This is a genomic window from Candidatus Solincola tengchongensis (assembly GCF_015711935.1).
Classification (GTDB): domain Bacteria; phylum Actinomycetota; class Geothermincolia; order Geothermincolales; family RBG-13-55-18; genus Solincola_A; species Solincola_A tengchongensis.
On the sequence record NZ_JACVJJ010000069.1, the window covers coordinates 1 to 12,857 of the forward strand.

Below are 12,857 nucleotides of genomic sequence, written 5' to 3' on the forward strand. Positions count from 1 at the left end.
CCCCCCCTGCCGGGCTCGGACAAAGTGGGGATGTTTTTGTCGTCCCCCGCTCAAGGGATTTTTCCGCCGACCCGGGCCCACGCCCCGGAGTCCCTATGTGCCCCGCCCTTCCGGCTTCGGACAAAGCCGGGATGTTTATATGGTAAAGTGGAGTGGATGACCCGCGACCCTTGCCCAGCGTAAGAGCCGGGAAACGGGGTACGGCGCAGTCGGTCTTCGCGACGGGGGGTCGAGGATGAGGGACCTGGATTACGACGTGATCGTGGTAGGTGGTGGACCGGCCGGAGCGGCCGCTGCCAGGGCGGCGACGGAGGGCGGGCTGCGCACCCTGTTGGTGGAGAAGAAGAGGATGCCGAGGCCCAAACCCTGCTCCGGATATATCTTCACCGAGGCCCGGGAGTTCCTCGGCCGCCACTTCGGCCCTATCCCTGATGAGGTCCGCGCCCAGCCGCTCCAGATACGCGCGGAACGCCTTCATTACGGCGGTGGCAGGTGGGTGGACGTCCGCGTACCGGGCCTCAACGTCTGGCGGGACAGGTTTGACGCCTGGTTGTGCCGAGAATCGGGGGCGGAGATATGGGACGGCACCAGGCTCGTGGACTTCGCGGAGTGGGGCGACAGGGTGGAGGTCCTTCTGGAAAGAAATGGTGAGGCTTTCTCACTGAAGGCCGAGGTCCTCGTCGCCGCCGACGGTGGTCTGTCCCGCGTGGCCAGGAAGTTGGACCCCGACTTTCCCGTCGGGGTCCCGGAGATCGTCACCCGCCATGAGTATCACCGCTGCCGCGTGGAGCTCGAGCCGGACGTGTTCCACGTCTTCCTGGACGCCGATTACGGTGTCTATCCGGCCGTGTACGCCAAGGATGACCTGGTGGTGGTGGACACCTCGGTAAGGCGCGGGCGGAGGCTGCGCCCGGCCCGCGAGGCCTTCCACGCCATGCTGCGGAGGGAATACGGCTTCGCGGGGGGGAGCCCGCTCATGGACATGGGCTGTCGGGTCATCTTTCCCGCCGCGCGCAACCGCTTCTGCCTGGGGACTCACCGGGTGCTGGTGGCCGGGGAGGCGGCGGGGTTCATGAACGCCCTGGGGGAGGGCATATCCTCCGCCCTGGCCACCGGGTACCTGGCGGGGACGGCAGCCCGCGGGGAGAGGGGTACGCCGGGGGAAGCCTACCGCGAGCTGGTGAAGCCGGAACGGGAGAGGACGGCGCGGGAGTGGTCGCTCCTCGCCCTTCTGGCGGGCAAGGGACGGCCGGAGTTCCGCAGCGCCCTAGCCGGCATGTCGCCCATGGAGATCTTGCGCCTGCTCCGCGCCGTTCTGGCCTGGCAGCGGCGCGGAGGCGTGGCCCCGGGTTTCCAGAGGGAATTCCTGGAAGTGGCCGTCAGGCGTATCCTCAACGGGAGCTACCACTTCCGCTCCTGAGTATCAAGAGCCTCCACCCTTGCCCGCTCTCTGGAAACCCTTTTCTCACATCAGGCTCTCCCCGGACGTTCTTCGCCATGCGTCGGGGAACACCACGGCGGTTACCGTCTAAGGTGCCGGGGTCTCCCGCGGGATCCTCAGGATGTTGACATTCTTCCTTTTCTCGCCCTCGAGAGGTCCTTCGGCATCGCCGTCCCGCCGTGATAACGGTCTTCTCCTCGCACGCTCCGGGAAAAGTGTCCGCGGCCGTCACCGAGGGAGCATCATCGGATGAGGCGAGCTGTCCGCCTGTGACCCGATAGCCCGCGTGGAAGACTACCTTACCCTCTTTCCCATCCCATCCCCGAACCTCTCTTCCGGCTACCGCCGAACGAAGCGCCCACGGGAGCGGGATGGCTATCCGTTTGCGGCCCGCCGGCTAGTCCTTCCATAATCTCCACGAAGGTCGTCTCCCGGCCCCCACGACAAGGCATCCATTGTGGCTAGGCGACCTATCCTATCTATCGCAACCCGCCAGCTCGTGCGGCCGGTCTCCTTTCCCGTGGGAGGGACGGGTTCGTTCCCATAGGCCGCTTGGAAGGCGGGGGAGACCGAGGTGCGCCTCGTCGTCCGGGCCAACCGTAGGGACGATGTTCCGCCTGGTCATACAGGCAGGACGAGCGATCCCGCGGGGATTAAGGGACGATGGTTCTCGCAGGGACCTCGACTTGACATCCGTGCGATCTTTTTATAATTTACTAAACGTTAAGTAAAATAATTTGTCCGCCCGGGGAGGGACAGCGGCGGCGGACACGAGCCAAAGGGAGGTCCGGGGAGGGTCATGAACAGCAGCCTTTTCTTCACCGAGGAACACGAGATGCTGCGGCGCAGCGTTCGAGAGTTCGTGGAAAGAGAGCTAGTCCCCCACGCCGAGGAGTGGGAGGCGGAGGGTATGTTTCCCGACTGGGTCTTCCGGCGCCTGGGGGAGCTCGGCTTTCTGGGGCTGCATTTCCCGGAGGAATACGGTGGAGGCGGTGGGGACTACTTCACAAACATCGTCCTAATGGAGGAGCTGGCCAAGTGCGGCTCGTTCGGGGTCAACACCGGGGTGGCGGTGCAGATAGGCATGGCCACGCCCCCCATCCTGGCCTTCGGGACCGAGGAGCAGAAGCAGAGGTACCTGGTGCCGGCCATCCGTGGCGAGAAGATAGCCTGCCTGGGGATAACCGAGCCGGGGGCCGGCTCCGACGTGGCCGCCGTGAAGACCTACGCGGAGAGGGTGCCCAGCGGCTGGAAGGTCAACGGCAACAAGATCTTCATAACCAACGGCTACCGGGCGGATTTCATGACCCTGTTGGCGCGGACGGACCGGGAGAAAAAGGGTTATAAGGGCATGAGCCTCTTCCTCGTGGACACGGACACCCCTGGATACATCGTCTCCCGTAAGCTGGAAAAGGTGGGTCAGTGGTCCTCGGACACGGCGGAGATATACTTCCAGGATATGGTAATTCCTGAGGATGCCCTGCTGGGCGAGGAGGGGAGGGGCTTCTACAACATCATGTGGGAGCTGCAAGGGGAGCGGCTCATAGTGGCCGTGGCGGTCATCGCCATCGCCGAGGTGACCCTGCAGCAGGCAATCGAGTACGGGCGGGAGCGGACGCAGTTCGGGAAGCCCATCGTCAAGAACCAGGCCATAGCGCACCGAGTGGCCGATCTGGCTACGGAGCTGGAGGCGGCTAAGTCCCTCACCTACATCACCGCCTGGAGGTACGACCGCGGTGAATACCCGGTGAAGGAGATATCCATGGCCAAGCTTCTGGCCACCCAGGTGGCCTTCCGGGTGTGCGACGAGGCGATGCAGTTCATGGGCGGCTACGGATACATGATGGAGTACCCAGCACAGAGGGCCTGGCGGGACATGCGCGTCTCGCGCATAGGCGGGGGCACGGACGAGATCATGCGCGAGATAATCGCCACCAGCCTGGGGCTCTACGCCTGAGGCCTGCGTTCTGCCGCGGCTTGGGATCTGAGGAGGTAAGGGGATGAACAAGGCGCGCTGGGAGGAGATCATGGCTGTCGCCGCCCGTCTTTTCCGGGAGAAGGGTTACCGCGCCACCACCATGGACGACATCGCCGCCGAGCTCAACGTGACTAAGCCGGCTCTTTACTATTACATCGACAACAAGCACGACTTGCTCTACGCGATCTGCGAGTCGGCCACTGAGCGCCTCATGGAGGGGGCCAAGAGGATTATGGATGAACCGGGCTCGGTGGAGGAGAAACTGCGCCGGCTCATCCGCTGGCACGTGAACATGTTCTCCGCGCACGGGGACGTCTTCGCCGTTTATCTGGCCGAGGAAGGCGAGCTTCCCCCGGAGAAACGGTCCTTCATCCGGGGGTTGAGCCGGGAATATGAGTCTTATTACCGCCGGCTCCTGGAGGAGGGCATCCGGGAAGGTAGGTTCCGGGAGGTGGACGTGCCCATGGCCGTGCGGGCCATTTCCGGCATGTGCAACTGGCTCTCCGTGTGGTTCCACCCGGACGGGAAGTACAACGCGGACGAGATAGCGGAGATCTTCTTCGACCTCTTCCTGCAGGGATGCCGTAAGAAGGACTGAGCAAGGAAGCGCGGCGGGCGCTTCGTGAGGAGCGGATCAAGGTGGGGTCTCCAACGGGCCGTGGATACGGGGTCCGGCGGGAAGTGCGGAAGGGATCCGGTTCGGCCTCTTCCTGCAGGGGTGCCGGATCGGGTGTCGGGGAGAGGGGGAGGCCGCGTACCTTTCAGGAAGACGTCTTTGGAGGCGGCCGGAAGGAATCGGGAGCAGCGAGGCGGCGGCTCGAACACGCCGGGGACGCCGCGGCCGGCGGAAAGTGTTGAGGGGATTCGGCCTGGCCTTTTTGGGCCGGAGTGCCGGAGGGAGATTTAGGAAAAAGGGGGAGGCCCTGGAGGCGGATGCCCAGAGACAAGCGTCCTCAGAGCCGGGGGAGGTGGGGCGCTACCCTCACGAAGACCGGCCCCGCGATTCGCGGCCGGGGGGAGGATTACGAGGGGAGGATTGTACGGAGGACCGGCAGGTAAAGGGCAGCCACGGGGTCACGGGGACGAGGGAGGTGAAGGGATGGAGGACTGGAGGAAAGAACAGGAAATAGTGGTCCTGGAGGGGAGGATAAAGGTCCCCTACCGGTGGGCGGCCGGTGAGGTGGGCACGAGGTATCTACAGGCCCTGCGCGACGAAAGGAAGTTCCTGGGAACGCGCTGCCCCGGGTGCGGCATAGTCTATCATCCGCCGCGCCGCAACTGCCCGGACTGTGAACGGGATTGCGCGGAGTGGGTGGAGCTGGGGGAGAGGGGGATTCTTCTCACCTATACAGTGGTCCACAGGCACCATCCCCAGCTTTCCCCCCTGCCTCTCCCCTTCGCTTACGGGATCATAAGGCTTGAGGGAGCGGACACCGGCTTTATTCATCTCCTCCATGAGTTCGATGAGGGAGAGCTGGAGAGAGGCCTTCCAGTGGAGGCGGTCTTCGCCGAGGAACGTGAGGGTTCCGTCCTGGACGTCCGCTATTTCCGTCCCTGCCGGGAGGTGGGTTGAATGATACATGGGAAAACGAGAAGGGATGTGGTATTTTATGCCATTTTTCGGAACGGATGCCTTCCCGCGCCCGGAGGCTTCGTTTGCGGCGGAGCGTGGAAATGCGGAAAAGCGGCTGGGAAGCGGGAGGTGAGGTGAATGGAGCCCGTGGCAGTAGTGGGGGTGGGCATGACCGCCATGCGCCGGGAGAGGCGTGAGGACGGATACGCGGACCTGGTCTATGAGGCGGTGCGCCTGGCCTTGGAGGACGCGGGGATGACCATCGACCAGGTGGACAACGTGGTGACCGTGTCCAACGACTTCTTCGATGGGAGAACAATTTCATCCATGGCCGTGCAGGACGCCTGTGGCTCCTTCGACAAGAACGTCTCCACGGTGGAAGGGGACGGCACCTTCGGCGCATTCTACGGGCTGATGCGCATCCTGTCCGGGAGCTTCGGAACCACCCTGGTGTGCGCCCATCATAAGGGCTCGGAGTGCGTGATGCCTCTGATAACCAATGCCATGTTCGACCCCATCTACGAGCGCTTCCTGGGCGTGGAGGCGGTCACCTCCTCCGCTTTGCAGGCCCGTGCCTACATGGACGAATACGGCGTCACCGAGGAGGACTGCGCCCTGGTCTCGGTGAAGAACCACGGCAACGCCTTCCGCAACCCGGTGGCCCAACTGCCCTTGAGGCTCACCGTGGAGGACGTGATGTCCTCGCCCTACGTGGCCGAGCCCCTGAAGGTGCTGGACTGCTGCCCCATATCCGACGGGGCTTCGGCGGTCGTCCTGGCCTCTGCCGAGCGTGCGGCGAAGATCCCCGGAAAGCCGGTTTGGGTCAAGGGAGTGGCCCACTGCTGCGACGCCTATCACCTCGGGGACCGTTACCTGTCCGATGTGCACGCCCTGCGGGACGCGGCGCGCAGGGCTTACTCCATGGCCGGGATCTCCGACCCGCGAAAGGAGATCGACCTCGTGGAGCTTTACGACGCCTTCACCTACATGGAGCTCATGTGGCTGGAGGGGCTGGGGTTCTGCGGGCCCGGGGAGGGCGCGAAGCTGACCGCCTCGGGGGCCACCGCCTTCGACGGCGAGCTCCCTGTAAACCCCTCCGGGGGCTGCCTCTCCGGGCACCCGGTGCTTGTGGCCGGCCTGAACCGCATCATCGAGTGTGTTTTACAGATAAGGGGTGATGCCGGGGAGAGGCAGGTGGAAGGGGTGCGCACGGCGGTGGCCCACGGCATCAACGGCCCCTGCGGACAGTCGCATTGCGTGTGGGTCCTGGGAGGTGAGCGGTGATGGGCAAGCGAGTCGCCGTGGTCGGTGTGGGTATGACCAAGCAGCGCTCCTCGCGGCCCGACGTCAACGGGCAGGAGCTCATAAACGAGGCCGTTCGCGCCGCTTTGGAGGACGCGGGCATCTCGCGCCGGGACATCGATGCCGTGGTCATCGGCAACATGGACCACTTCGAGGGCATCAACTACGTGGACACCTGGTCGGTGGACGGGAGCGGCGCCCTCATGAAGCCCATCATGAAGCTCACCACCGGGGGGACCACGGGGACCACGGTGGCCATGGCCGCCTACTACCATGTGGCCTCGGGCCTCTTCGACCGGGTGCTGGCCATCGGTTGGGAGAAGAACTCGGAGTCGGACACCACGGGGGCCATCATCACCGCCTTCGACCCCTTCTGGGACCGGCCCATCTTCGCCGGTGCGGTGGCCGGGCTGGCCCTGGAGGCCACCCAGTACATGCACCTCACCGGGGCCACCGAGGAGGACGCCGCCTACGTGGCGGTGCGGGAGAGGCGGCACGCCCTGAACAACCCCTACGCCCACCTGCACATCAATTTGACCATCGAGGATGTCATGAACTCGCCTTATCTCTCCTGGCCGGTGAAGATGGGGGACATGTGCCCGCGCACCGACGGGGCCTGCGCTGTGGTCTTCGCCTCCGAGGACGTTGTGGACGAGTTTCCCCAGAGACCGGCCTGGATATTGGCCGTGGCCGACCGCCACCTGTGGGCCTACACCAGTGACCCCTACGTCAACCAGGCCCTCGAGAACGGGTGGTGGTTCCCGGCCCTGGAGTGGGCGGCGAAGGAGGTCTACGACAAGGTGGGCATCAAGGACCCCCTCAAGGAGATAGACGTGGCCGAGCTGTACCTCCCCTATAGTTTCGCCGGGCTGCGCTACATGGAGTCTCTCGGGTTCTGCGAGCGGGGCGGCGGCCCGGCCCTGGTGCGCTCCGGGGCCACGGACATGGGCGGGGAGTGCCCGGTGAACCCCTCGGGAGGGGTGATGTCCTCCAACGCCATCGGGGCCACCGGGCTGCTCCGGGTGGCGGAGTGCGCGCTGCAGATACAGGGGCGTGCCGGGGACCGACAGGTCCCGGACGTGGAGATAGCCCTGGCAACCGGGTTCGGGGGCTGCTTCTGGTCCGACGTCCTGCTCATGGGCAGGGAGATGCCGGAGAGACGGCGGGGGTGAGGTTCATGGCCGAGGAGAGGAAGGAACTCATCAAACTGGAGAGCGGGGAGGCGGAGCAGCCCTTCCGCTGGTCGGCGGGTGTGTACGGGTCCAGGTTCCTCACCGAGCTGCGGGACAACAAGAGGTTCGTGGGGGTAAGGTGCCCAAAGTGCGGTAAGGTCTACGTGCCTCCGCGAAACGTGTGCGGGCCCTGCTTCGTGGAGCTCACCGAGCTAGTGCCCGTCTCCGACGAGGGGGAGATAATCACCTTCACCGTGGTCAGCTTCGGTTTCGTGGATCCCTCCACCGGGAAGCAGAAGCCGGTACCCTACGGGTACGCGGTTATCAAGCTGGACGGCGCGGACACCTATATACTCCACTATCTGGACGAGACGGACCCCCAGAAGATAAAGGTGGGTGCGCGGGTGAAGGCGGTCTTCGAGGAGGAACGCACCGGCAGCATGCTGGACGTGAAGCACTTCACCCTGCTGGATCGTTGAGCGGGACGAGCGGTCCCTGCAAGTAGCGGGGTTAAGACGAGGTTGGTGCGCGGGTGAAGGCGGTCTTCGAGGAGGAACGCACCGGAAGCATGCTGGACGTGAAGTGCTTTAACCTGCTGGATCGTTGAGCGGGACGATCCCGGGAGGTGAAGAAAGGGTATCCGGTGTAGGCCGTCCGTGCGTTCACACGCTCGGTACCTAGTTCGCGCCGCGCTTATCATGCGGTTAAATACGTGGACCGTAGGGCGGACAGCGGTAGGAGGAAGGAAATGGAAAGCAAGGCCTTCAGGATCGAGTTGGTGGGAGGAGTGGCCCGCTGCACAATGAGCGGCCCCAACATGAACGCGATGGGTGCGGAGATGATCGGGCCCCTCATGGAGGGGCTGCGTCGTGTCCTGGACGACCCGGAGGTGAGGGTTATCGTGATCCGGGGCGACGGGGGGAACTTCTCCACCGGGGCGGATCTCACCATAATGGGGGAGAAGATGGAGCCCGAGCTCCTCAACAGCACCATGCGCCGCATGGGTGAGCTCATCTATGAGCTTCACGAGGGCCCAAAGCCCTATATAGCCGAGGTGGACGGATGGGCGGTGGGAGGGGGTTTTGGCCTGGCCATGGCCTCGGACATCACCTACGCCACCGAGAGGGCTCGTTTCTATCTCAGCTTCGTGCGCCTCTCCCTGGTCCCCGATTTTGGCTCCGCTTATTTCCTGGCCCAGAGGGTAGGGGTGGTGAGGGCCAAGGAGATCGCCCTCTCCGCCCGCGTCGTGGAGGCCGATGAGGCACTGCGCATGGGGATGGTCAACCGCGTGATGCCTCATGAGGAGATAGGCGAGGAGGTCATGAAGCTGGCCCATCGCCTGGCCGGCAGGCCGCCGGACGTGCTGGCCCACACCAAGCGTTTCGTGAACGCGGCCTTCAAGGCGGACCTGCGCGACCAGCTCAACCTGGAGGCCTACGTGCAGTCCCTGCGGGTGGTCTCCCCCGAGCACCGCGAGGACGTGAGGAAATTCCTGGAAAAGGTCTCCGGAACCGGTAAGGCGGACGGCGAAGCCGGGAGATGAGATGAAAAGAGGTCTTTGCTGCCGGGGCAGGACGGCTGCGGCACCGAGCCCGCGGCGGGATTGGCAATGATTGCCGTGAGGGTCCGTAAATGCCGGGGATGTGCCGGAATGCCGGGAGGAGGTGCCGGCGGTTTCCGCCATCCGGCGCCGGCGGGTTGACGGCCGTCCTGGGAGCTGTAGACGGAGGTTCTCCATGCTTAAGACGCGTCTCACCGAGTTGTTGGGTATAGAACACCCGGTCATCGGCGGGTGCATGCAGTGGATCAGCGGACCGGAGTTCACCGCCGCGGTGAGCGAGGCCGGAGGGCTGGGGGTGATGTCCTCGGCCACCTTTCCGACCGTGGAGGAGTTTCGGGAGGCCTTGAGGAAGCTCAAGACCCTCACCTCGCGGCCCTTCGCCGTGAACTTAAATCTCTTCCCGGCCTTGCGGCCCATCGACAACCGGCTCTACGTGGAGGCCATCCTCGAGGAGGGCGGGGTCGCCGCGGTGGAGACCAGCGGCGGTCGGCCTCCCGAGGAGCTTGTGGAGAGGTTGCGGGAAAACGGCGTGCTCCTCATGCACAAGTGCACAACCGTGCACCATGCCGAAGTGGCCAGGGACATGGGCTTCCACGCCGTCACCGTCTTCGGCAGCGAGGGAGGGGGGCATATCGGGGACGCCGATCTCACCTTTCTCTCCATGGTCCCCCGGGCGGTGGACGTCCTGGACATACCGGTCGTCGCCGCGGGCGGTATCGCCGACGGGCGCGGACTGGCGGCGGCACTGGCCTTGGGGGCGGAAGGCGTGCTCATCGGCACGCGCCTGCTCCTCTCCGTGGAGAGCCCGGTGCACGAGGCGGTGAAGAGGCGCCTCCTGGAGGCCCGGGAGACGGATACCACGGTCATCCTGGGCTCGGTGCACAACCGGCTCCGGGTATGGAAGAACGCCGCGGCCCTCAAGGCCTCCGAGTTGGAGGCGGCGGGGGCACCCTTTGAGGAGATAATCAAGGTGGTGGCCGGTTCTCTCACCCGGGAGATGTTCCGCACCGGCGACCCGGACGGGGGGATAGTGGTCTGCGGCCAGGACGTAGGGCTCATCCGGGAGATCAAACCGATAGGGGAGATAATCCCCGGGATGGTGGCGGAGGCGGAGGCGGCGATGGAGAGGATGGCGGCGCTGAGGAGGTAGGGAGGCGAGGGAGGCTCTTTCGCATCGGTGAGGCGGTTCGCCTGTCGGGGTAGCTCGCAAAGGCGCTTTCCGGGATGGTGGCGGAGGCGGAGAAAGTCATCGAGGAGACGGGTAATTTCGGAAGTTTGGGAGGGTGGAGGTAGAGGAAAGAGCGTAAGGGCCTTCCTGCCGGACAGCCTTTCCCGCCGATGGCCCGGGATGGTGGCGGAGGCGGAAGCGGCGATGGAGAGGATGGCGGGCCTCGGGAAGCAAAGGCGCGGCGGTGAACTCTACGAGTGGAGGGAAGGCCTGCGTGTCGCGGCCGCAGGGGAAGAAGCGCTTCGGGATGGTAAACGGTGCGGTCGTGGCGAGGACGGACTCGGTGAGGGTATGGGGGAAAAGGAGGATGTGCGGGGCGGCATCGGCTCCATCCCCTCCGCTCGCGGGGGATACTTTAGGGCTCTGAAGCGGATGGGAAATATCGAATGCAAAGGACCCGGAGCAGGGATGGGACCCTCGCGTTCAGAGGACCGGCGTGGATCGCCGCCCCGGGGGACGGCGGAGAGCGGGCCTTTGAATCACCTGGAAGAATGAGGAAATCGATTGGCTGAGGGACTAGGCGGACGAGGTCAGCGGGAGGTAGGAGGAGATGAAGGATTTCGACGTCGTGGTCATAGGATCGGGGCTGGGAGGGCTTTCCTGCGCTGCCCAACTGGCCAAGGAGGGCAGGAAGGTCCTTCTCCTGGAGAGGCATTACGTACCGGGCGGTTATGCGACCTCCTTCCTGAGGGGCCGTTTCGAGTTCGAGATCTCCCTGCACGAGCTCTCCGGGCTGGGGGACGAGAGGAACCCCGGTCCCCTGTGGAGGATGTTCAAGGACCTGGGGATAACGGAGAAGGTGGAGTTCGTGCGCATCCCCGACTTCTACCGCTGCGTGCTCCCGGGGGTTGACGTGGTGGTGCCCATAGGGAGGGAGAACTTCGAGGAGGCCCTGTGCGAGCAGTTCCCCGACGAGGCCGAGGGCATAAGGGAGTTCACGGACATAATGTTCCGCTACGCCTCCGAGGCCCTGCGCGCCAACCGGGTAGGCATGAAGATGGTCATGGAGAACCAGGAAGAATTTTCCACTTTGCTCGCCTATTTCGGCAAGAGCCTCCAGGAGGTCAGGGACCCGCTTATAAAAGACCCCGCGGCCCGCACCGTCCTCGATGTCATCTGCGGTTACTACTGCAACCCGCCCTCCAGGCTGTCCTTCCTCACCTACGCCCTGGGCACGGTGAGTTATCTGAGGTTCGGCCCCTGGCACGTGAAGGGGAAGTCCCAGGCCCTGTCCCAGGCCTTCATGGACCGCATCGAGGAGCTGGGGGGAGAGGTGTGGCTGCGCAACGGCGCCTCCCGCATCCTGACGGACGGGGGCAAGGTCAGGGGGGTGGAGGCCCAGGACGGGACGGAGGTCCTCTGCCCGGTGGTGGTGAGCAACGCCAACCCCTACGTGACCTGCCTGCAGCTCCTGGGCCGGGAGAACACCCCCGACTGGTACCTACGCCGCCTGGGCGCCTGGACCGCCGGGGCCTCCACGGTCAACCTGTACCTGGGCGTGGACTGCACGTACCGGGATCTGGGACTGGCCAACCACGAGACATTCTACAGCGAGGGCTTCGACGTCGACCGCAACTGGAAGAAGATGCAGGCCGGAGAGATAATGGAGCCCTCGGACATAGCGGTAACAACCTACAACGCTGTGGACGAGGAGTTCTCCCCTCCGGGTACCGCCTCACTGGTGTGCACCTTTATCGCCTTCGCCGAGCCCTGGCTCAAGCTGCCCCCGGAGCGCTACTTCGAGACCAAGGAGCGGGTGGCGCGGCGGGTGCTCGAGCTGGCGGAGCGCGTGGCCCCGGGGCTCCGGGAGCACATCGAGGTGGTCGAGGTGGCCACCCCCCTCACCAACATGCGCTATTCCCGGAATCCGGGCGGCAGCATAATCGGTTTCGACGAGACGTTCGCCGGCACGGGCCTGGTTCGTATGCCGGCCGCCGGTCCTCTGGAGGGGCTGTACTTCTGCGGGGCCTGGGTGAACATCGGTGGCGGCTACGAGCCCTCCCTGTACTCCGGGTACCTCACCGCCCGCCAGGTGCTCAAGGACCTGGAGAGAGGAGGTCCGGCTCCGGAGGCCGTGGGCAAGCTGAAGGCGGACCTGGAAAAGCAGGTGGAGGGGGCGGAACTGAGGGAAACTCCGGTCATCATGGTCGACCGCGCCCTCTCCTCCCTGCACCCCGACCGGGTGAGGCTCAGGGTGGCGGAGATCATCGAGGAGACGGGGAGCACCAAGACCCTGCGCATGGAGGCCGCCGAGGGAGCCCTCCCCACCTTCCGCGCCGGCCAGTACGTGAACCTCTTTTGCGAGGTGGACGGGGTCCTGACCTCCCGTCCCTACTCCATCTCCTCCCCGCCGGGGAAGGGCTACTGGGACATCACCGTGCGCCGCGTCCCGGAGGGCTTCGTCTCCCCCTTCCTCCTGGAGAGGGTGGGGGTGGGGGACACCTTCCTCGCCAGCGGCCCCGCGGGGAGCTTCTTCCCCGAGCCCCTGACGGACACCGAGGAGCTGGTCTTCCTCGCCGGGGGCTCGGGCATCACCCCCTTCGCCTCCATCATAAGGGAGCGGGCGGAGCGGGGAGGCCCCTGGAGGATCCACCTCCTCTAC

The 12,857-nt window shown here is 65.1% G+C and carries 10 protein-coding genes; all 10 read left to right on the forward strand.

Going from position 1 to position 12,857, the window contains the following annotated elements; genetic code table 11:
* Nucleotides 1-235 precede the first annotated feature (235 nt).
* Nucleotides 236-1,420, forward strand: coding sequence for an NAD(P)/FAD-dependent oxidoreductase (locus tag H7007_RS06140; protein WP_287153932.1), 1,185 nt, complete (start codon nucleotides 236-238; stop codon nucleotides 1,418-1,420).
* An 820-nt stretch (nucleotides 1,421-2,240) separates the two neighbouring features.
* Nucleotides 2,241-3,398 carry an acyl-CoA dehydrogenase family protein gene (locus tag H7007_RS06145; protein ID WP_287153934.1) on the forward strand — a complete coding sequence of 386 codons (1,158 nt, stop codon included), beginning with the start codon at nucleotides 2,241-2,243 and terminating at the stop codon, nucleotides 3,396-3,398.
* Nucleotides 3,399-3,441: 43 nt separating this feature from the next.
* Nucleotides 3,442-4,017, forward strand: coding sequence for a TetR/AcrR family transcriptional regulator (locus tag H7007_RS06150; protein ID WP_287153936.1), 576 nt, complete (start codon nucleotides 3,442-3,444; stop codon nucleotides 4,015-4,017).
* A 501-nt stretch (nucleotides 4,018-4,518) separates the two neighbouring features.
* Entirely contained in the window at nucleotides 4,519-4,992 is a 474-nt protein-coding gene (locus tag H7007_RS06155; protein ID WP_287153937.1) for a Zn-ribbon domain-containing OB-fold protein, read from the forward strand.
* A gap of 138 nt (nucleotides 4,993-5,130) precedes the next feature.
* Complete coding sequence (locus H7007_RS06160; protein ID WP_287153938.1) at nucleotides 5,131-6,276, forward strand: thiolase family protein; 1,146 nt, start codon at nucleotides 5,131-5,133, stop codon at nucleotides 6,274-6,276.
* Nucleotides 6,276-7,466, forward strand: a complete 1,191-nt coding sequence (locus H7007_RS06165) for a thiolase C-terminal domain-containing protein (RefSeq protein WP_287153940.1) — start codon at nucleotides 6,276-6,278, stop codon at nucleotides 7,464-7,466. The genes H7007_RS06160 and H7007_RS06165 overlap by 1 nt, the downstream gene beginning before the upstream one ends.
* Nucleotides 7,467-7,471: 5 nt before the next feature.
* Entirely contained in the window at nucleotides 7,472-7,945 is a 474-nt protein-coding gene (locus H7007_RS06170) for a Zn-ribbon domain-containing OB-fold protein (RefSeq protein ID WP_287153942.1), read from the forward strand.
* A gap of 269 nt (nucleotides 7,946-8,214) precedes the next feature.
* Nucleotides 8,215-9,009: an enoyl-CoA hydratase/isomerase family protein gene (locus tag H7007_RS06175; RefSeq protein WP_287153944.1), complete on the forward strand. Its 795-nt coding sequence runs from the start codon at nucleotides 8,215-8,217 to the stop codon at nucleotides 9,007-9,009.
* Nucleotides 9,010-9,202: 193 nt separating this feature from the next.
* A complete protein-coding gene (locus H7007_RS06180; protein ID WP_287153946.1) occupies nucleotides 9,203-10,177 on the forward strand; it encodes an NAD(P)H-dependent flavin oxidoreductase in 975 nt (324 codons plus the stop codon).
* A gap of 628 nt (nucleotides 10,178-10,805) precedes the next feature.
* The coding region (locus tag H7007_RS06185; RefSeq protein ID WP_287153948.1) for an FAD-dependent oxidoreductase at nucleotides 10,806-12,857 on the forward strand (2,052 nt) is incomplete at its 3' end.